Annotated in this window: 17 protein-coding genes; 13 read left to right on the top strand and 4 right to left on the bottom strand. The window is 51.7% G+C overall.

Features of this window, described 5'->3' with window-relative positions; genetic code table 11:
• Window positions 1-6 precede the first annotated feature (6 nt).
• From P8H26_RS06445 to dapF, 4 genes are read right to left on the bottom strand one after another with little or no spacing between them, the layout of a single operon-like run.
• Window positions 7-681, bottom strand: coding sequence for a septation protein A (locus P8H26_RS06445; protein ID WP_289632072.1), 675 nt, complete (start codon window positions 679-681; stop codon window positions 7-9).
• Window positions 678-2,099, bottom strand: a complete 1,422-nt coding sequence (ftsY, locus tag P8H26_RS06440; RefSeq protein ID WP_289632071.1) for a signal recognition particle-docking protein FtsY — start codon at window positions 2,097-2,099, stop codon at window positions 678-680. The genes P8H26_RS06445 and ftsY overlap by 4 nt, the downstream gene beginning before the upstream one ends.
• A 31-nt stretch (window positions 2,100-2,130) precedes the next feature.
• Window positions 2,131-3,411 (bottom strand): tRNA (N(6)-L-threonylcarbamoyladenosine(37)-C(2))-methylthiotransferase MtaB, encoded by a 1,281-nt coding sequence (gene mtaB / locus P8H26_RS06435; protein WP_289632070.1) that lies wholly within the window; start codon window positions 3,409-3,411, stop codon window positions 2,131-2,133.
• Between the two features lie 2 nt (window positions 3,412-3,413).
• A complete protein-coding gene (gene dapF, locus P8H26_RS06430; RefSeq protein WP_289632203.1) occupies window positions 3,414-4,298 on the bottom strand; it encodes a diaminopimelate epimerase in 885 nt (294 codons plus the stop codon).
• Between the two features lie 525 nt (window positions 4,299-4,823).
• Here dapF and P8H26_RS06425 point away from each other — a divergent pair.
• The 13 genes from P8H26_RS06425 to P8H26_RS06365 all read left to right on the top strand — a co-directional run bounded on the left by P8H26_RS06425 (window position 4,824) and on the right by P8H26_RS06365 (window position 20,145).
• Window positions 4,824-5,369 carry a protease inhibitor Inh/omp19 family protein gene (locus P8H26_RS06425; RefSeq protein WP_289632069.1) on the top strand — a complete coding sequence of 182 codons (546 nt, stop codon included), beginning with the start codon at window positions 4,824-4,826 and terminating at the stop codon, window positions 5,367-5,369.
• Between the two features lie 71 nt (window positions 5,370-5,440).
• A complete protein-coding gene (gene zapE / locus P8H26_RS06420) occupies window positions 5,441-6,625 on the top strand; it encodes a cell division protein ZapE (RefSeq protein ID WP_289632067.1) in 1,185 nt (394 codons plus the stop codon).
• 436 nt (window positions 6,626-7,061) lie between these two features.
• Window positions 7,062-8,024, top strand: coding sequence for a malate dehydrogenase (mdh, locus tag P8H26_RS06415; protein ID WP_289632066.1), 963 nt, complete (start codon window positions 7,062-7,064; stop codon window positions 8,022-8,024).
• A 154-nt stretch (window positions 8,025-8,178) separates the two neighbouring features.
• Window positions 8,179-9,375 carry an ADP-forming succinate--CoA ligase subunit beta gene (gene sucC, locus P8H26_RS06410; protein ID WP_289632065.1) on the top strand — a complete coding sequence of 399 codons (1,197 nt, stop codon included), beginning with the start codon at window positions 8,179-8,181 and terminating at the stop codon, window positions 9,373-9,375.
• 4 nt (window positions 9,376-9,379) lie between these two features.
• The gene (sucD, locus tag P8H26_RS06405) at window positions 9,380-10,282 is read left to right on the top strand and encodes a succinate--CoA ligase subunit alpha (protein WP_289632064.1); all 903 of its coding nucleotides are present in this window, start codon (window positions 9,380-9,382) and stop codon (window positions 10,280-10,282) included.
• 305 nt (window positions 10,283-10,587) lie between these two features.
• A complete protein-coding gene (locus P8H26_RS06400) occupies window positions 10,588-13,605 on the top strand; it encodes a 2-oxoglutarate dehydrogenase E1 component (protein WP_289632202.1) in 3,018 nt (1,005 codons plus the stop codon).
• 78 nt (window positions 13,606-13,683) lie between these two features.
• Window positions 13,684-14,913 (top strand): 2-oxoglutarate dehydrogenase complex dihydrolipoyllysine-residue succinyltransferase, encoded by a 1,230-nt coding sequence (odhB, locus tag P8H26_RS06395; RefSeq protein WP_289632063.1) that lies wholly within the window; start codon window positions 13,684-13,686, stop codon window positions 14,911-14,913.
• Between the two features lie 99 nt (window positions 14,914-15,012).
• Window positions 15,013-15,672, top strand: a complete 660-nt coding sequence (locus P8H26_RS06390; RefSeq protein WP_289632062.1) for a LysE family translocator — start codon at window positions 15,013-15,015, stop codon at window positions 15,670-15,672.
• Window positions 15,673-15,739: 67 nt separating this feature from the next.
• Window positions 15,740-16,273: a hypothetical protein gene (locus P8H26_RS06385; protein WP_289632061.1), complete on the top strand. Its 534-nt coding sequence runs from the start codon at window positions 15,740-15,742 to the stop codon at window positions 16,271-16,273.
• 71 nt (window positions 16,274-16,344) lie between these two features.
• Entirely contained in the window at window positions 16,345-17,751 is a 1,407-nt protein-coding gene (lpdA, locus tag P8H26_RS06380; protein ID WP_289632060.1) for a dihydrolipoyl dehydrogenase, read from the top strand.
• Window positions 17,752-17,904: 153 nt separating this feature from the next.
• Window positions 17,905-18,132, top strand: coding sequence for a hypothetical protein (locus P8H26_RS06375; RefSeq protein WP_289632059.1), 228 nt, complete (start codon window positions 17,905-17,907; stop codon window positions 18,130-18,132).
• A complete protein-coding gene (xerD, locus tag P8H26_RS06370; RefSeq protein WP_289632058.1) occupies window positions 18,122-19,057 on the top strand; it encodes a site-specific tyrosine recombinase XerD in 936 nt (311 codons plus the stop codon). The genes P8H26_RS06375 and xerD overlap by 11 nt, the downstream gene beginning before the upstream one ends.
• 134 nt (window positions 19,058-19,191) lie before the next feature.
• On the top strand, window positions 19,192-20,145 hold the full coding sequence (locus tag P8H26_RS06365; protein ID WP_289632056.1) for an acetyl-CoA carboxylase carboxyltransferase subunit alpha: 954 nt from the start codon (window positions 19,192-19,194) through the stop codon (window positions 20,143-20,145).
• Window positions 20,146-20,155 lie beyond the last annotated feature (10 nt).

Here is a 20,155-nt window from a genome sequence, read left to right as displayed (position 1 = left end):
TCCCGTTTATTTTTTATCCGCAGATGTTGCGTTATCTTCTGTACCCCACGGCACAAGAGAATGTTTTTTGATCAGCGGCAGCTGGAACATTGTAAAAGCAATGGTGAGCGGCATGACGCCCCACACTTTGAATGTGACCCATGTATCGGTCGAGAAATTCCGCCATACAACTTCATTAATCACAGCCAGCACAAAGAAAAACAAACCCCAGCGCAATGTCAGCTTACGCCAGCCTTCCGCATCCAGCTTGAAAGCCTGATCGAAGACATAGCCGAGCAAGGCTTTACCAAACAGCAAACCACCCAGCAGAATCGCACCAAACAGGCTGTTAACGATGGTTGGTTTCATTTTTATGAAAGTATCATTGTGGAGCCACAGGGTCAGCGCACCAAAAACCAGCACCACAATACCCGAGACCAGCGGCATAATCGGCAGGCTGCGCGTCATGATCCAAGAAACGACCAGCGCAATCACTGTGGCGGCCATGAACAGCGCTGTCGCAATAAAAATCGGCTGGCCGATCTGAGCCAAAACAGGAAAACGCTCCACCAGCCATTCACCGCGCGCATTGGCGAAAAAGAACACCAGCAATGGCCCGAGTTCCAGCACAAGCTTTAACAGCGGTGGCACTTCCTTGCGCTGCGGGTCAGACGGGTCGCGCTCAAAAATATGATCGTTCATCGTGCTTCTCCCGCAATTGCTCCGGCGAAATCCTGCGCCGTAAATGGCTCAAGATCGTCAATCTGTTCACCGACACCAATAAAATAGACCGGCAATTTATGTTTAGCGGCAATCGCCACCAGAATACCGCCACGTGCAGAACCGTCGAGCTTGGTCATTACCAGGCCGTTCACACCGGCGATATTTTTGAAAATCTCTACCTGACTAAGCGCATTCTGACCGGTGGTGGCATCCAGTGTCTGCAATACCGTATGCGGTGCTTCCGGATCATGCTTGCCTAGCACGCGCACGATCTTAGCCAACTCGTCCATCAGCTCGGCTTTGTTCTGCAAGCGGCCTGCCGTATCAATAATCAGCACATCACTGCCCGCATCTTTGGCCTGTTGCCATGCGTCAAAGGCAAGGCCTGCCGCATCAGCACCAAGCTTTGAGGAGACGACCGGAGAACCGGTGCGCTCGCCCCAGATATGCAATTGTTCAATCGCTGCGGCACGGAATGTATCCCCCGCCGCCAGCATCACTTTCAGCCCGCCTGCGGTGAGTTTTGCCGCCAGCTTACCGATTGTAGTGGTTTTACCGGTACCATTGACACCAACAACGAGAATAACATGCGGCTTGTGCGACAGATCAAGCTCCAGAGGCTTTGCCACCGGCACCAGCACTTTTTCAATCTCGGAGCGCATAATGCTGCGCACTTCATCTGTCGAAATATCTTTGCCATAACGGCCGGAAGACAGGCTATCTGTGATGCGCATCGCTGTTTCCAAACCAAGATCGGCCTGAATCAGCACATCTTCCAGTTCTTGCAGCGTATCTTCATCCAGCTTGCGCTTGGTAAAAATACCTCCAATGGAATCGCCCAACTGCTGTGAAGAGCGCGACAGACCACTACGCAGCCGCTCAAACCATGACAGCTTCTTTTCTGGTTCAGCTTCAACGATAACCGGTTCTTGTTTGGCTTCAACAGATTTGCTGACCGTGACTTTTACCGGCTTTGGCGCAGGAGCAACCTCAATATCAGTAATTTCCGGCTCGGTTTCAGGATATACCGGTGTCAGTTCAATGGTTGCCGGATCGGCAATCACCGGTTGGGAAAGCAGTTCCTCAACCTTTTCCAGAAAAGTCTCGTGAGGCGGCTCTTGCGCCTGCGGCTTTTCTTCGTCAATGATCTCATCCGGCTCCGGCGTATCATAAACCGGTTTCAGCTCAATCGTCGCCGGATCAGCGATGACCGGCTGCGATAACAGCTCTTCGATCTTTTCCAGCACAGTCTCATGATGCGGTTCAACAGGCGTGTGCTCTGCTGCAACCGGTGCGCCCTCTTCCGCTAAAGGCGACAGGACTTCCTCTGACGGAGCGGAAGATGCCTCTTCCTTTTTGCCGAAAGAAAAAATCTTTTTTATAAAACCCATAGCCATGAATACAGCGCTTCTTATTTTCGAATGATAATCAGATATTTTGCGGAACAGCCAGCAGCTTGTCACCATCATGACCGGAGATCACGCGGCTGACAATCTGTCCTGCTGTCAGATCCTGTGTATCCAGCCCTGTCAGCGTAAAGCCTTCAGTACGGCCTAAACCATCGCGCTCCACCAGAATATTCTGCACAGTGTCTTTGAGGCTTTCCAGATGCAAGTGGTAAGCCGCGTCACCGGCAACACGCAGACGGGCAGCACGCTCTTTAATCACCTCACGACGCAATTGCGGCATGCGTGCGGCAGGCGTGCCTTCACGCGGACTGTAAGGGAAAACATGTAAATGGCTGAGACCGCATTCTTCCACGATACGGATGGAATTCTGGAACATCTCTTCCGTCTCGGTCGGGAAACCAGCGATAATATCAGCACCAAACACGGCATCCGGACGCAATTTGCGTACATCCTCACAGAAACGAATGGAGTCATCGCGCAAATGTCGGCGCTTCATCCGCTTGAGGATCATATTATCCCCTGACTGCAATGAGAGATGCAGATGCGGCATCAGGCGTTTTTCATTGGCCAGCGCATCCATCAGATCTTCATCGGCTTCAATCGAATCGATGGAAGACAAACGCAAACGCTGCAAATCCGGCACCTGAGACAAAACGGTTTTCACCAACTTGCCGAGACGTAAATTACCCGGAAGATCAGGCCCGTAGGAGGTCATATCCACGCCGGTCAGCACCACTTCCGCATAGCCGTTGCCGACCAGTCGTTTGACCTGCTCAACCACACCGCCCATCGGGACAGATCGGGAATTACCGCGGCCATAGGGAATAATGCAGAAAGTGCAGCGGTGATCACAGCCGTTCTGCACCTGCACAAAAGCACGCGCTCGGCCTTCAATCGCATCGACCATATGGCTGGCGGTTTCGCGCACTTCCATAATGTCGTTGACGCGCACCTTCTCAAACTGGTTCACTCCAAAGTCCGGCAGCATGCGGTAGGAATTGGATTTCAGCTTTTCTTCATTGCCGAGAACAAGATCAACCTCGTCCATTGCCGCAAAATCATCGGCACCAGTCTGCGCTGCGCAACCGGTTACAATAATACGGGCTTCCGGATTATCCCGACGCGCTTTACGAATGGCCTGGCGTGCCTGACGCACTGCTTCCGCCGTTACCGCGCAGGTGTTGAAAATGATCGCGCCATTTTCCAGCGTATTGAGACCGGCTTCATCGGCCTCACGCTTCATCACTTCGGATTCATAAGTATTCAGCCGGCAGCCGAATGTTACAACCTCAACAGCCATAATCAGGCACCTTCCGCTGTTTCGTCTTTTTTCCAAAGACCTGTTGCCGGATCAAACTGCCCCGAAAACTCCCATTCAGCCGGTCCTGTCATTAAAACATGATCATCATCACGCCATTCAATCTGCAATGGTCCGCCCGGAACAATCACCGTCACCTTACGTCCGGTTCGGCGCGTGCGCACGGCGGATACCCCGGCAGCACAGGCGGCAGAACCGCAGGCCAGCGTCAGGCCAACGCCGCGCTCCCATGTGCGGATGGTCAGCTCGTCTTGTGCCGTGACCTGCGCGATGGAAATATTTGCTTTTTCCGGAAAGATCGGATGATTTTCCAAAAGTGGTCCGAACTTATCCAGCTCATAGGACCAGACATCCTGATCAACCCAGAAAATCGCATGGGGATTACCCATTGATGCCACGGAAGGCGAATGCAGCACCGGTGCATCAATCGGCCCGATCTGTAATTCGATCATCCGCGTATCACGAAATTCTTCTGCCAGCGGAATGGCCTGCCATTCAAAATGCGGTTTGCCCATATCCACGCGGATCTGGCCGTCCGGCAGCTCTTCCGCCAGAAGCAGCCCTGCCAGTGTTTGAAATGTGAATTGTGACTTGCCGGTTTCTGCAGCAAGTGCCTGCACAACACAGCGTGTGCCGTTACCGCAAGCCTGCGCTTCACTGCCGTCGCAATTGATAATGCGGATATAATAATCTGTACCCGCCGTTATCGGATCATGGATCGCCATGATCTGATCAAAACCCGTCTCGCTGTCAGCATTCAGAGCGCGCGCGGCATCAGGCGTGATCCGGTCATTCCGGCCACGCATATCCGCAACAATGATTTTATTGCCAAGGCCGTTCATTTTGGCAAAAGCTGCATTGACTGGCATAGATACAGACATAGGTTTCACAGTTTTAAGATACATTCCGATTAAGTTATAAAGACAGCCCGATTAAGACATAAAGGCAGCCTTAAAACACATTCCGAAAACCGCTTCATACTTTTCGCAATGTGCTCCGGATATGCGCTCATACGCCTATATGGCGGAACTTCCCCCAAATTGCCAGTATATGTGCCGATGATTCGAAAAGCCTTTATGTGTTTTCGTTCCGAAACTGCCCTGATGAACAGATCATACCTTGGCCTGTCGCCAAAATATGTTTATTCTTTAAAACATAATCTGCTCAAATTTTACTGTCAGACAGGTTTTTAAACCAATAAGGCCAATACCGGTCAGAGATAAAACATAGTCTGCAAAAGAAATCGTACAGTCCTGCCTACTTCCCTTTTGTTCAATGATTCCTTTTGAAACCAAAATGGTCTAAGCTGCGCCGGATTGTGCCTCAATTTTGACCCGTAACCGGAACTGTTTCCATCATTCCGCATCGGAAAAACAACATCTAAGGAGATGGGTATGGGAGTTTCTAAGATTGGCCTGCTCGGACTTGCAGCCGCCACTATTCTCGCAGGCTGCCAGAGTTCGCGCTTTGACAATATGGCCAGCAACACTCCCCCGCAGGCGCAGCGCCCTGCTCCTTTAAGTCCTGCGCCGACAACCTCGGTTCAGTCCGGCTCGCTGAATGATGTGAACGCATCACAGTTTCCGGCCAATCCGAATGATATGAATTCACAGCCGCAGGGCAATACACAGGTCGCCAGCCTGCCGCCTGCATCGTCTGTTGATCTGACACCGGGTAAAGTTGCCGGTGTGTGGAACGCATCCCTTGCCGGACAGAGCTGTAAAGTAGCCACCCCGCAGACCAAATTCGGTCAGGGTTACCGCGCGGGACCTCTGCGCTGCCCGGGCGAACTGGCAAACCTGTCCTCATGGGCAGTTAACGGTAAGCAATTGATGCTTTATGATGCGAACGGCGGCACAGTGGCCTCGCTCTATTCATCGGCAGACGGTCGCTTTGACGGTCAGACTTCCGGCGGCCAGCCGCTCAGCCTGTCCCGTTAATACCGGCAAATCTTTTATGATAAGAAAAGCTGCAGATACGCTCTGCAGCTTTTCATCTGTTCGAGGGTGACATGTCTTTTGATGACGCGCTGAAAGCCTATCCGTCTGTGTCTGAGCGTTATGATTCTCTGGCAAGTGCCGGAGATATTGAAGCTGATCCGCAGCAGAGAATTTTGGCGAAGCGCTTTGATCAGCTAACTGAAGCGATTTGCAACAAGCGTCTCACCCGTAAATCGAGTGCGCTGGGCTGGCTGTTCGGCAAGTCCAAGCAGGCAACAGCGCCGGTCAAAGGTCTCTATATCCATGGTGAGGTTGGCCGCGGCAAAACCATGCTGATGGATATGTTCTTTGAATTGCTGCCGGTTGAGCGTAAGCGCCGCGCCCACTTCAACGACTTTATGACCGATGTTCATGAGCGCATTCATGCTCATCGTCAGGCCTACAAAAAAGGCGAAACCAAACAGGAAGACCCCATCCCGCCGGTTGCAGAAGCACTGGAAAAGCAGGCATGGGTTCTGTGCTTTGATGAGTTTACCGTGACCGATATTGCCGATGCAATGATCCTGTCACGTTTGTTCTCGGCTTTGTTCGAGCGCGGTGTGGTGCTGGTTGCCACGTCCAATGTAGCGCCGGACAATCTCTATCCGAATGGTCTTAACCGTCAGCTGTTCCTGCCTTTTGTCAGCATTCTTAAAACCCGTGTTGATGTAATCAATCTGGATTCCCGTACCGATTTCCGCCTTGAGAAGCTTGACCGGCAGCCGGTCTATCTCACACCGCTCGGACTCAAAACGGATGCCAGAATGGACGAGGCATGGCATAATCTGACAGAAGGCGGTCGTGAAACAGCAGAGGTCATCAAGGTTAAAGGCCGTAACATCCATCTGAGCCGTACTGTCGGTAATGCGGTACGTGTTACTTTTGATGAATTATGCGCAAAACCATTAGCAGCAGCTGACTACCTGGCGATCATGGCGCGTTTCCGCACCATGTTTATTGACCATGTACCGGTGCTTGATCATGCCAGGAGAAATGAAGCCAAGCGTTTTATTCTGCTGGTTGATACGCTCTACGACCAGCGTGCGCGCGTGGTGATTTCTGCTGCCGCAACGCCGGATAAGATTTACAGCGCCCCAAGCGGCACCGAAGCCTTTGAATTTGATCGTACAGCATCACGTCTTTTTGAAATGCAAAGCGCAGAATATCTTGAAGCCTTTGAAAACGAAGCACCAAATACAGTTCAGGCAACGGCCTGAATTGCGCTAAAATAAACTGTTTTTACAACCGTCACGATATTGTGACGGTCGTGGCCTAATTTAAGACGAATAAGGGAATCATTACAGCCCTTGTGATGCAGCAGATGATCATTCCGCAATATGGCTGACTGCAAGCTATTCTGAACACACATAAATCAGCTCCGCGCGGACACAAATCCTTAGTAATTTTCCTCCCTGATTTCGGAGTACGAAACAGGGAAGAATTTCGGCTTTTGTCAAAAATGACTTACGTTTACGTAAGAACTTATTTAGCTAAACGATTGAAATCTTTAAATACAAAATTATTAGTTGAGTTATTTTGAAAACGGGCATATCGACCATACAGCGTAATGGCCTCTGCAGGCGTAACCGGATGGAAAGCTCACGCAGAGGTTCAGCTGTTTTAGTTAGATTTTAGATCAGGGAAGTAACCAGCATGGCTCGCAATAAAATTGCCCTCATCGGTTCAGGCATGATCGGCGGAACGCTCGCTCACATGGCCGGCCTTAAAGAGCTCGGTGACATTGTGTTGTTCGACATCGCCGAAGGTACTCCGCAAGGTAAAGGCCTCGATATCGCTGAATCCTCACCAGTTGACGGTTTCGATGCGAAATTTACCGGTGCCAATGACTATGCGGCTATTGAAGGCGCTGATGTTGTTATCGTTACCGCCGGTGTACCGCGCAAGCCTGGTATGAGCCGCGATGACCTGCTGGGCATCAACCTGAAAGTCATGGAACAGGTCGGTGCCGGTATTGCCAAATACGCACCGGATGCTTTCGTGATCTGCATCACCAATCCGCTCGATGCAATGGTATGGGCACTGCAGAAATTCTCTGGTCTGCCGGCAAACAAAGTTGTCGGTATGGCTGGTGTGCTTGATAGCGCCCGTTTCCGCTACTTCCTCGCTGAAGAATTCAACGTGTCCGTTGAAGACGTCACCGCATTCGTTCTCGGCGGTCACGGCGATACTATGGTTCCTTCAAGCCGCTATTCGACTGTTGCCGGTATTCCTCTGCCGGATCTGGTCAAAATGGGCTGGACCACACAGGACAAACTCGACAAGATCATTCAGCGTACCCGTGACGGCGGCGCTGAAATCGTTGGTTTGCTGAAAACCGGTTCGGCCTATTACGCACCGGCTGCTTCTGCAATCCAGATGGCTGAATCCTACCTCAAGGATAAGCGCCGCGTTCTGCCGGTTGCAGCTCAGCTCACCGGTCAGTACGGCGTGAAAGACATGTATGTCGGCGTACCAACCATTATCGGTGCGAACGGCGTTGAACAGATTATCGAAATTCAGCTCGACAAAGAAGAACAGGCCGCATTTGAGAAATCAGTTGCAGCAGTTCAGGGTCTTTGTGATGCCTGCATCGCGATTGCACCTAATCTGAAATAAGCTCCCGTAATTTAAAGTTCTGGGATGTTTCGGGGCGCTTTTCCCAAAGTGGCCCCGAACTGCTCTCTGGAACTTCAAACAAAAATCATGAAGCCTGACTATCAATATTAATTGAAAGCCCAGGTTTCAGGAGTGCCCTAAAAAGGACAACCAGATGAATATTCATGAATATCAGGCCAAGCGCCTGCTTCACACATACGGCGCACCGATTGCCAATGGTGTGGCTGTTTACTCCGCTGAACAGGCTGAAGAATGGGCAAAGACCCTTCCGGGCCCGCTTTATGTGGTTAAGAGCCAGATCCATGCCGGTGGTCGCGGTAAAGGCAAGTTCAAAGAACTGCCGGCCGATGCCAAAGGCGGCGTGCGTCTTGCCAAGTCGATCGAAGAAGTTGTTGCCTTTTCAAAAGAAATGCTCGGCAACACTCTGGTGACCAAGCAGACCGGTCCTGCCGGCAAGCAGGTCAACCGTCTTTACATCGAAGACGGCGCGGACATCGAGCGCGAACTGTATCTCTCCATGCTGATCGACCGCACTGTCGGCCGTCCGGCTTTCGTTGTCTCCACTGAAGGTGGCATGGACATCGAAGCTGTTGCTGAAGAAACACCGGAAAAGATCATCACTGTTGCGATCGATCCTGAAACCGGCGTAACCGATGCGGACAATGCCAAGCTGGCCGATGCGCTGAAGCTTGAAGGTGAAGCCCGCGCAGATGCAATCGCTCTGTTCCCGATCCTCTACAAAGCTTTTGTTGAAAAAGACATGAGCCTTCTGGAAATCAATCCGCTGATCGTCATGACCAATGGTCGTGTACGCGTGCTGGATGCGAAAGTTTCCTTCGACAACAACGCGCTGTTCCGTCACCCGGACATTCTTGAACTGCGCGACACCACCGAAGAAGACGAAAAAGAAATTGAAGCGTCCAAATACGACCTCGCTTATGTAGCGCTGGACGGTAACATCGGCTGCATGGTCAATGGTGCCGGTCTTGCTATGGCGACGATGGACATCATCAAGCTCTATGGTGCAGAACCTGCAAACTTCCTCGATGTTGGCGGCGGCGCGAACAAAGAAAAAGTAACAGCAGCATTCAAGATCATCACTGCTGATCCGGCTGTTGAAGGCATTCTCGTCAACATCTTCGGCGGCATCATGAAATGCGACATCATTGCTGAAGGCGTGATCGCAGCTGTTAAAGAAGTTGGTCTTAAAGTTCCTCTGGTTGTTCGCCTCGAAGGCACCAATGTTGAGCTTGGCAAGAAGATCATCAATGAAAGCGGCCTGAATGTTATTTCCGCCGACGATCTCGATGATGCGGCACAGAAAATTGTCGCAGCAGTGAAGGGAAACTGATTTTATGTCCATTCTCATCAATCGTGACACAAAAATTCTCGTACAGGGTCTGACCGGCAAAACCGGTACATTCCATACCGAGCAGGCTCTTGCCTATTACAACACCAAAATGGTTGGTGGTATTCACCCTTCAAAAGGCGGTCAGAACTGGACCGGCGCTGAAGGCCAGACACTGCCGATCTTCGCAAGTGTTGCTGAAGGCCGTGACGTAACCGGTGCAGACGCATCCGTAATCTACGTTCCGCCTGCAGGTGCAGCTGCTGCTATCATTGAAGCAATTGACGCGGAAATCCCGCTGATCATCTGCATCACTGAAGGCATTCCTGTATCCGATATGGTTCGCGTTAAGGCTCGTCTGGAAAAGTCGAAGTCCCGCCTCGTTGGTCCTAACTGCCCGGGCATCCTGACCCCTGAAGAATGCAAAATCGGCATCATGCCAGGCAATATCTTCAAAAAAGGTTCGGTCGGCGTTGTTTCCCGTTCCGGTACACTGACCTATGAAGCTGTGTTCCAGACCTCCAATGAAGGCCTCGGCCAGACAACTGCCGTTGGTATCGGCGGCGATCCGGTTAAGGGCACAGAATTCATCGACGTATTGGAAATGTTCCTTGCAGACGAAGACACCAAATCGATCGTTATGATCGGTGAAATCGGTGGTTCGGCTGAAGAAGAAGCAGCACAGTTCCTTAAAGACGAAGCCAAGCGCGGTCGTTCAAAACCAATGGTTGGCTTTATCGCCGGTCGTACAGCTCCGGAAGGCCGCACTATGGGTCATGCCGGTGCCGTTATCTCCGGTGGCAAGGGCGGCGCTGAAGACAAGATTGCAGCTATGGAAGAAGCCGGTATCCGCGTTTCCCCATCGCCTGCACAGCTCGGCAAGACGCTTATTGAAGTTCTCAAGGGCTAATTGCCCTTGGGTTGAAGTTCTCAAGGGCTAATGCTCTTGGGTTGAAGTTTTCAAGAGCATCAGCCCTGAAAACTGAAACGAATATTGGCAGTCGCCCGGTGTGACTGCCTCTAAAAAGCCCGGTTCGTGGCTCATGCCCCGAACCGGGCACTCTAAGATTAAACTTATGCCCGTTTCTGTTGGAAATCAGTTCTTAAGCACTATTTCATAATACAGAAACAACAGACCAGTAACTTAAAACGGGACCGGAAGATTTTCCGGTATGGCCGGTATAAGGAGACGGAGTGGATACTCCGGCAAGGACAATGGCACGGCAAGAAGAAGCCAATGACGTTTTCGCCCTTACCTCGTTTCTCTATGGCGGCAATGCCGACTATATTGAAGAGCTCTATGCTGCATATGAAACCGATCCGAATTCGGTCAATGCAGAATGGCGCGATTTTTTCGCAAATCTCGGCGATAACCCGAAAGATGTGATTGAAAACGCCCGCGGCGCATCCTGGGAAAGAAACAACTGGCCTGTTACGCCGAACGATGAGCTGACCTCTGCTCTCGACGGGAACTGGGCCGAAGTTGAAAAACACATCACAGACAAATTAAAAGGCAAATCTGCCAAGCCGGATGCTGTAAAAGCACCAGCTCAGGCTGCCGCACCTGTTTTGTCTGCAGCAGAAATCACACAGGCAGCCCGAGACAGCGTTCGCGCGATCATGATGATCCGCGCTTATCGTATGCGCGGCCATCTGCATGCCAATCTCGATCCGCTCGGCCTTTCCGAAAAGCCGAACGACTATAATGAGCTGGCTCCGGAAAACTACGGTTTCTCCCCTGCAGATTATGATCGCAAGATTTTCATCGACAATGTGCTTGGTCTTGAATATGCGACCGTGCGCGAAATGCTCGATATCCTGAAGCGCACCTATTGCTCGACGCTCGGCGTTGAATTCATGCATATTTCTGATCCGGCTGAAAAAGCCTGGATTCAGGAACGCATTGAAGGTGCCAATAAGAATATTGCTTTCACACCGGAAGGTAAGAAAGCCATCATGTCCAAACTGATCGAAGCTGAAGGCTTTGAACAGTTCATCGACGTGAAATATAAAGGCACCAAGCGTTTTGGTCTCGATGGCGGTGAATCCCTGATCCCTGCCCTTGAACAGATCGTTAAGCGCGGCGGCTCTATGGGCGTTAAGGAAATCATTTTCGGTATGGCTCACCGTGGCCGTCTGAACGTGCTTTCACAGGTTATGGGCAAGCCGCACCGCGCTATTTTCCACGAATTCAAAGGCGGTTCCTATGCACCGGATGATGTGGAAGGTTCAGGCGACGTTAAATACCATCTCGGTGCGTCTTCCGACCGTGAGTTTGACGGCAACTCCGTGCATTTGTCACTGACCGCCAATCCTTCACATCTGGAAATTGTTAATCCGGTTGTTATGGGTAAAGCCCGCGCCAAGCAGGATCTGCTGGTCGGTCGTACCCGTGACGATATGGTACCGCTTTCCGAGCGTGCAAAAGTTATGCCGCTGCTGCTGCATGGCGATGCGGCCTTTGCCGGTCAGGGTGTTGTTGCTGAATGTATGGGTCTGTCGGGTCTGCGCGGTCACCGCGTTGCCGGTACGGTTCATTTCATCATCAATAACCAGATTGGCTTCACCACCGATCCTTCCTTCTCGCGCTCATCACCATATCCTTCCGATGTGGCCAAGATGATTGAAGCGCCGATCTTCCATGTAAATGGTGATGATCCGGAAGCTGTGGTTTTTGCTGCCAAAGTTGCAACAGAATTCCGCCAGACCTTCCATAAGCCGGTCGTTGTGGACATGTTCTGCTACCGCCGCTTTGGTCATAACGAAGGCGATGAGCCTGCGTTCACACAGCCTTTGATGTACAAAGAAATCCGTGCGCACAAGACCACTGTTCAGCTCTACAGCGAAAAGCTGATTGCTGAAGGTCTGCTGACACAGGCTGAAATCGACCAGATGAAAGCTGAATGGCGCGAAAAGCTGGAAACAGAATTCGAAGCCGGTCAGAACTACAAGCCAAACAAAGCCGACTGGCTTGATGGTGCATGGGCAGGTCTGCGCACAGCGGATAATGCCGATGAACAGCGTCGCGGCAAAACCGGCGTACCTTTGAAAAACCTCAAGGAAATCGGCAAGAAACTTGCTGAAACTCCAGGTGATTTCAACGTACACCGTACCGTTCAGCGCTTCCTCGACAATCGTTCCAAGATGATTGACAGCGGCGAAGGCATTGACTGGGCAACCGCTGAATCGCTGGCTTTCGGTTCGCTTGTAACAGAAGGCAACCCGATCCGTCTGTCCGGTCAGGACGTGGAGCGCGGCACCTTCTCGCAGCGTCATACTGTTCTTTACGATCAGCAGAACCAGAGCCGCTACATCCCGCTGAATAATCTTCAGAAGGGTCAGGCGATCTATGAAGCCATCAACTCGATGCTTTCTGAAGAAGCTGTGCTTGGTTACGAATATGGCTACTCACTGTCAGAGCCACGCGCACTGACCGTCTGGGAAGCTCAGTTCGGCGACTTCGCTAACGGCGCACAGGTTGTGTTCGATCAGTTCATCTCTTCGGGTGAGCGCAAGTGGCTGCGTATGTCCGGTCTCGTCTGCCTTCTGCCGCACGGCTATGAAGGTCAGGGTCCTGAGCATTCATCCGCACGTCTCGAACGCTTCCTGCAGCTTTGTGCAGAAGACAATATGCAGGTTGCCAACGTAACAACACCGGCAAACTACTTCCACATTCTGCGTCGTCAGATGAAACGCGACTTCCGTAAGCCGCTGATCATGATGACACCGAAGTCCCTGCTGCGTCACAAGCGTGCGATTTCTTCGCTGAACGAACTGTCCGGAGACAGCACATTCCACCGCCTGCTGTGGGATGATGCGCAATATCTCAAGGATCAGCCGATCAAGCTGCAAAAAGATGCCAAGATCCGCCGTGTGGTTCTGTGCTCCGGTAAAGTCTATTATGACCTTTACGAAGAGCGCGAAAAGCGTGGTATCGACGATGTCTACCTGCTGCGTGTTGAACAGCTCTATCCGTTCCCGGCCAAAGCCCTCATCAACGAACTGTCCCGTTTCCGCGGTGCAGAAATCGTCTGGTGTCAGGAAGAGCCGAAGAACATGGGCGCATGGTCGTTCATCGAGCCTTATCTGGAATGGGTGCTGGCACATATTGATGCGAAATATCCGCGTGCCCGTTATACCGGCCGTCCGGCTGCCGCATCGCCTGCAACAGGCTTGATGTCCAAGCATCTTGAACAGCTCGCAGCTTTCCTTGAAGATGCGCTCGGTTCTTAAAATTTAAATTTCTGACCCGCTGATTATCGTCAGCGGGTCGCCTATCATTCAGATTAAAGATCCAGGGAAGATAAAACCATGGCAACCGAAATCCGCGTTCCCACCCTCGGGGAATCCGTCACAGAGGCAACCATCGGCAAATGGCTCAAAAAAGTCGGCGATACCATTGCTGCTGACGAACCATTGGTTGAACTGGAAACCGACAAGGTTTCTATTGAAGTTCCGGCACCTATTTCCGGTGTTCTGACAGAAATCACCGCTCAGGAAGGTGACAATGTCGGTCTCGATGCCCTGCTCGGCCAGATTGATGCATCGGGCGCAGCTGCTGCTCCTCAAGCCAAACCTGCTGCTGCTGCGCCAGCCGCTGCACCTGTAGCCGCTGCTGCACCTGCTGCAACCGCTTCTTCTTCTTCTTCTATGCCTGCGGCACCGGCAGCTGCAAAGCTGCTCGCAGAAGCCGGCCTGAACAGCGATCAGGTTGACGGTTCCGGCAAGCGCGGTCAGGTTCTCAAGGGCGATGTACTTGCAGCAATTGCTAAAGGTACGGCTCCTGCTGCCGCCGCTCCGGCACCTATTGCAGCGCGTCCTGCGTCCCCTGCCGGTGATGCGCCGCGCGAAGAACGCGTGAAAATGACCCGTCTGCGTCAGACTATTGCGCGCCGTCTGAAAGATGCTCAGAACACTGCAGCTATGCTCACCACTTACAATGAAGTGGATATGAGCGCGGTTATGGATCTGCGTTCACGCTACAAAGATATTTTCGAGAAGAAGCACGGCGTTAAGCTTGGCTTCATGGGTTTCTTCACTAAAGCTGTGACCCATGCTCTGAAAGAAATCCCTGCTGTTAATGCCGAAATCGACGGCACAGACATCATCTACAAGAACTTTGCGCATGTCGGCGTTGCTGTCGGTACAGACAAAGGCTTGGTGGTTCCGGTTGTGCGTGATGCCGACCAGATGTCGATTGCTGAAATCGAAAAAGAAATCGGTCGCCTCGGCCGTGCAGCCCGCGACGGTCAGCTTTCTATGGCTGATATGCAAGGCGGCACCTTCACCATCTCCAATGGTGGTGTTTACGGCTCCCTGATGTCTTCCCCGATCCTGAACGCACCGCAGTCCGGTATTCTCGGCATGCACAAAATTCAGGAGCGTCCGGTTGTTGTCGGCGGTCAGATCGTTATCCGTCCGATGATGTATCTGGCTCTGTCCTATGATCACCGTATCGTAGACGGCAAAGAAGCTGTGACCTTCCTCGTCCGCGTTAAGGACAGCCTGGAAGATCCGGAACGTCTGGTTCTCGACCTGTAATAAACTGAATAAGAGCGCTGTCTCATAACAGCGCTCTTTTCAACTGCATCTTTTCCGAGCTGCAATGGCTCAATATATTTTGATATCACGGAGCCTCTCATGCAGTATGTGATCGAATTCACCGGTCTGATGGCGGTATTCGTGATCCTGCTCGTTGCACCCGGCGCGGATTTCGCGCTGATTGTGCGTCAGAGCATTGTGCATGGCCGCCGTGCAGCCTTCATCACCAGTTTAGGCATCGGTGCATCGCTGATGTTCCACATCTCTTACACGATCCTCGGTATCGGTCTGATCGTGTCCCAGTCTCTGTTTCTGTTTTCCCTGATTAAATGGGCGGGTGCTGCCTATTTGTTTTATCTCGGCATCAAGGCGCTGCGTGAAAAACCACTGAATGCGACGGATGCAGAGAAAATGCTACAAACCGGAGAAGCAGAACCGCAGCCGCAAAAGATGACAATTTCTGCGAAGCGTTGCTTCACAATGGGTTTCATCACCAATGCGCTGAACCCAAAAGCGGTGTTGTTTTTCCTTTCCCTGTTCTCCTCGCTTGTCAGCCATGAAACACCGGCCGCAATTCAGGGCATATACGGACTTTTGATTGCAATCGTCGTGATCGGCTGGTTTGCACTTGTCACACTGTTCTTTACGCTGGAACCGGTGCGTAAGCGCTTTTTCGCGCTCGGCGCATGGTTTAATCGTGTGACCGGTATGGTATTTATCGGATTAGGCATTAAGCTTGCCACCCAGCAAGCCCATTAGAACGACGCATCGTAATTTCCGAAAATCGATGCTGTAAACCGGAATTTTAAAGCCCGAAGAGGGAAAAATGATTACCAGAACAGTCATTTTCAAAAAGACTTTTGCGTTGCTCGCAAGCTGCACAATTTTGCTGACCGCAACCGCTGTCGCATCTGCAGCCTGCGTGCAGAACCGTGCCGCTTATTCCGACAAGAACCAGAACTACACCCTGACCTTCAGCCCTTCACAAAAAGAAGATGAACAGTCGGGCAATAGTTTCACCATCATCGCCAATGAAAAACCTGAATTCAAGCTGCAAGGCATTGTCCAGTGGTCCGAAGGTGTAGCCCGACCATCTGCAACAATCACTTATAATTGCGCCAGTGATGATGTAGCTGAAGATGAAATTGATGACTGCACAATCTGGCAAGGCGTTGTCTACGCCCTCAAAGATGGTGCTGATGCAGAATTCCTGCCCCGCAATGACGAACCCGCTGCAGCCGCTATTCTCCTGCCGGACTTTGTCAGCATGCTGGACAGCTATGATTTTGGAACGGCCAAACCGGCCGAGCCGCTGAACTGGGACGTGTTTCGCTTTAAAGCCTGCACACCCGAAGAATAAAAATCAGCCCTTGCCCTCATGCAGAAATCCCCTGCCTGAGCGGACTTAAAAAGAGTTAAAAGGATTAAGCAATGTCTTATGATGTCGTTGTCATCGGTACCGGTCCCGGCGGTTATGTTGCAGCTATCAAAGCTGCCCAGCTCGGCCTGAAAGTGGCAGTTGTTGAAAAGCGCAGCACGTTTGGCGGCACCTGCCTCAATGTCGGCTGCATTCCTTCCAAGGCATTGCTGCACGCTTCTGAAGTTTTTGCTGAAGCCGGTCATTCTTTTGATGCGCTCGGCGTAGAAGTCAGCGCACCAAAGCTGAACCTCGAAAAAATGCTGGCACATAAAATTGCAACAGTGAAAGCCAACACCACCGGCGTTGAATTCCTGTTCAAAAAGAACAAGATCGAAGCTTTCACCGGTTTTGGTAAAGTTGTTGCTGCAGGCAAAGTTTCTGTCACCGCTGAAGACGGTTCTGTCAAAGAACTCGAAACCAAAAACATCATCATCGCCACCGGTTCTGATGTTGCCGGTATTCCGGGCGTTCAGGTTGATATTGACGAGAAAACTATTGTTTCTTCAACCGGCGCGCTGGAATTCACCAAAGTGCCTGAAACTCTGGTTGTTGTCGGCGGCGGCGTGATTGGTCTGGAACTCGGTTCCGTATGGTCGCGTCTCGGCTCCAAAGTGACTGTTGTTGAGTATCTCGACAAAGTTCTCGGTGGCATGGACGGTGAAGTTTCCAAGCAGTTCCAGCGCATGCTGGCCAAGCAGGGCATTGATTTCAAACTCAGCGCCAAAGTGACCGCAGTTGAAAAATCCGGCAATGGCGCCAAGGTTACTTTTGAACCTGTTAAGGGCGGTGATGCTGTTACCCTCGAAGCTGAAGCCGTTCTGATTTCGACCGGCCGTCGCCCTTATACCGATGGTCTGGGTCTGGCTGAAGTCGGCGTTTCCCTCGACGAACGCGGCCGCGTTGCGATCAACGATCATTGGCAGACCAATGTTGCCGGCATTTATGCAATCGGCGACGTGGTTAAAGGCCCGATGCTGGCACACAAAGCCGAAGATGAAGGCGTTGCCGTTGCAGAAATCATCGCCGGTCAGAAAGGCCATGTCAATTTTGATGTGATCCCAAGCGTTGTTTACACCCAGCCGGAAGTGGCTTCTGTGGGTAAAACTGAAGAAGAGCTGAAAGCTGCCGGTATTGAATATAAAGTCGGTAAATTCCCGTTCACAGCCAATGGCCGTGCACGCGCTATGCAGCACACAGACGGTTTTGTGAAAATTCTGGCTGATAAAGCCACCGACAAAGTTCTTGGTGCACATATCCTCGGCTACAATGCCGGTGAAATGATCCACGAACTGACCGTTCTGATGGAGTTTGGCGGTTCTTCGGAAGATCTGGCGCGTACCTGCCACGCACATCCGACCATGTCGGAAGCTGTTCGTGAATCGGCAATGGCCACTTACGACAAGCCGATCCATATGTAATCGGCACTATGTAATCTGCGGATTATACCAATCAGAGGCCCGGTTTTTACCGGGCCTTTTCATTTTCATCTCGAATTTGGTTAGGCTTTATTGAGATTATCAGGGCACAATGCACTCAATAAAGCCTAACCAAGTGAAAGCACTGCTGCCTCTATGCCAACCCTCACCCGCCTGATCATCATTCTGGCTCTTATCTCCGCCTGTATTTACGGGCTGATGCTGGTGCTTGTAAAAACGGTCAGTCCGGTGACATCCGAGATAGTGGTTCGCGTACCGGCACATAAAATGATGCAGCAACCGCGCGATACAGCGCCTGCCAGCCCCGCTCCCGCTGCAACACCTTATTCAGACGGAGAACCGGAAGCCGAAGATGCAGAATAATCTCTCAACAGATGCTGCCATTGACTCGTTTCTGGAGATGATGAGCGCTGAACGGGGGGCTGCGGATAATACGCTGGAATCCTATCGCCGTGATCTGGAAACCGCAGCGGAATTTATGGCAGGGCGCAAAACCAGACTGACGACAGCAAATTCCGTCGATATCAGAGCCTGCCTTGATGATATGAATATTCAGGGTTTTGCCTCCACTTCACAGGCACGCCGTCTGTCTTCTCTGCGTCAGTTTTATCGATTTCTCTATGCGGAAGGTCTGCGCAGCGATGATCCGACCGGTATTATCGACGCACCAAAGAAAAATCAGGCGCTGCCAAAAATCATGAGCGAAGATACCGTCTCGAAACTTCTGGCACAGGCAGAGGCTGATGCAAGGCCGCAGAAAGACATGAGCGGCTATTTCAATGCCGTGCGGCTGCATGCACTGCTGGAGCTGCTCTATGCAACAGGAATGCGCGTCAGCGAGCTTGTGAGCCTGCCGGAGAAAACCATCCGCAGCAATCAGCGTTTCCTGCTGGTGCGCGGTAAAGGTGCCAAAGAACGCATGGTACCGCTCTCGGTCAAAGCGCAGAATGTCTTGCAGCTTTATGTGGGCTTACGTGACAGAGTACCGGAATGGCAGGACAGCCCGTGGCTGTTCCCTGCCCGCTCGGAAAGCGGTTATCTGGCCCGACAGGTCTTTGCCCGCGATCTGAAGGCACTAGCGGCACGCACCGGTATTGCGGCGGCGGCAGTGTCACCCCATGTGCTGCGCCACGCTTTTGCCAGCCATCTTTTACAAAATGGTGCGGATTTGCGTGCTGTTCAGCAATTATTGGGGCATTCGGACATTTCTACGACACAAATTTATACCCATGTGCTGGAAGAAAGACTGCATCAGCTGGTTGCAACGCATCATCCGCTTGCCGATTGACGCTATGAAGTTTAAGAGAAATATATTCGGCAGATAGATTTTTCTGCCAGACAATCTATATAGGACAGATGAAACCCTCACTCAGACCTTAATGTCTGATGGTTTTAGTCTCCGGAGCGTAATAGTCAGGTCATATGTATAATTACCTTGATTTTGAAAAACCCGTCGCAGATCTCGATGGTCAAATTCTCGAACTGAAAAAGCTGGCGCAGGAAAGCGGCAGCGTCGAGATGAGTGATGAGATACGGCGGCTTGAAAAGCGCTCTAGCGATGCGCTGAAAGATATTTACCGCAAACTCACCCCTTGGCAGAAAGTGCAGATCGCCCGTCATCCGGACCGTCCGCATTGTCTGGATTATGTGAACCGCCTGTTTACAGAGTTCACAGTGCTGGCCGGTGATCGTAACTTTGCCGAAGATCAGGCCATTCAGGCCGGTTTTGCCCGCTTTAACGGTCAGGCCGTAGCCATTCTCGGTCAGGAAAAAGGCAACGACACCAAGACTCGTCTAAAGCATAATTTCGGCTCGCCGCGTCCTGAAGGCTACCGTAAAGCCATCCGCATCATGGAACTGGCTGACCGGTTTAAACTGCCGCTCATCACTTTTGTTGATACGGCCGGTGCTTATCCGGGCGTCAGCGCTGAAGAACGCGGTCAAGCAGAAGCCATTGCCCGTTCGCTGGAAATGAGCATGAAACTGCGCGTTCCGGTTATCACCATTGTTATTGGTGAAGGTGGTTCGGGTGGTGCGATTGCTATCGCTGTCGCTAACCGCGTCTATATGCTGGAACATGCAATCTATTCGGTGATTTCGCCGGAAGGTGCTGCTTCCATTCTGTGGCGTGATTCGACCCGCGCTAAAGATGCGGCAACCAATATGCGCATCACTGCGCAGGATCTGCATGAGCTGAAGATCATTGACAATATTATTGCAGAACCGCTTGGCGGCGCACATCGCGGTAAAAACGCGATTATTGATGCCGTAGGCGAAGTGATTGCCTCAGCGCTGAAATCTCTCGAAGCGATTGATGGCGAAACACTAAAACAGGAACGCCGTCAGAAATATCTGGCGATGGGTCGCAATCTCTGATCAGGTTTCC

Origin of the sequence: Pseudochrobactrum sp. sp1633, from assembly GCF_030376605.1 — a bacterium.
GTDB lineage: Bacteria > Pseudomonadota > Alphaproteobacteria > Rhizobiales > Rhizobiaceae > Pseudochrobactrum.
This window is presented reverse-complemented; position numbering and strand designations above follow the sequence as displayed.

Bases quoted from the DNA above. Each gene is read 5' to 3' on its own strand.
- mtaB (WP_289632070.1), bottom strand. From the start codon at position 3,411: ATGGCTGTTGAGGTTGTAACATTCGGCTGCCGGCTGAATACTTATGAA.
- xerD (WP_289632058.1), top strand. From the start codon at position 18,122: ATGCAGAATAATCTCTCAACAGATGCTGCCATTGACTCGTTTCTGGAG.
- odhB (WP_289632063.1), top strand. From the start codon at position 13,684: ATGGCAACCGAAATCCGCGTTCCCACCCTCGGGGAATCCGTCACAGAG.
- zapE (WP_289632067.1), top strand. From the start codon at position 5,441: ATGTCTTTTGATGACGCGCTGAAAGCCTATCCGTCTGTGTCTGAGCGT.
- P8H26_RS06390 (WP_289632062.1), top strand. From the start codon at position 15,013: ATGCAGTATGTGATCGAATTCACCGGTCTGATGGCGGTATTCGTGATC.
- P8H26_RS06400 (WP_289632202.1), top strand. From the start codon at position 10,588: ATGGCACGGCAAGAAGAAGCCAATGACGTTTTCGCCCTTACCTCGTTT.
- lpdA (WP_289632060.1), top strand. From the start codon at position 16,345: ATGTCTTATGATGTCGTTGTCATCGGTACCGGTCCCGGCGGTTATGTT.
- mdh (WP_289632066.1), top strand. From the start codon at position 7,062: ATGGCTCGCAATAAAATTGCCCTCATCGGTTCAGGCATGATCGGCGGA.
- sucC (WP_289632065.1), top strand. From the start codon at position 8,179: ATGAATATTCATGAATATCAGGCCAAGCGCCTGCTTCACACATACGGC.
- ftsY (WP_289632071.1), bottom strand. From the start codon at position 2,099: ATGGCTATGGGTTTTATAAAAAAGATTTTTTCTTTCGGCAAAAAGGAA.
- P8H26_RS06375 (WP_289632059.1), top strand. From the start codon at position 17,905: ATGCCAACCCTCACCCGCCTGATCATCATTCTGGCTCTTATCTCCGCC.
- sucD (WP_289632064.1), top strand. From the start codon at position 9,380: ATGTCCATTCTCATCAATCGTGACACAAAAATTCTCGTACAGGGTCTG.
- dapF (WP_289632203.1), bottom strand. From the start codon at position 4,298: ATGCCAGTCAATGCAGCTTTTGCCAAAATGAACGGCCTTGGCAATAAA.
- P8H26_RS06385 (WP_289632061.1), top strand. From the start codon at position 15,740: ATGATTACCAGAACAGTCATTTTCAAAAAGACTTTTGCGTTGCTCGCA.
- P8H26_RS06445 (WP_289632072.1), bottom strand. From the start codon at position 681: ATGAACGATCATATTTTTGAGCGCGACCCGTCTGACCCGCAGCGCAAG.
- P8H26_RS06425 (WP_289632069.1), top strand. From the start codon at position 4,824: ATGGGAGTTTCTAAGATTGGCCTGCTCGGACTTGCAGCCGCCACTATT.
- P8H26_RS06365 (WP_289632056.1), top strand. From the start codon at position 19,192: ATGTATAATTACCTTGATTTTGAAAAACCCGTCGCAGATCTCGATGGT.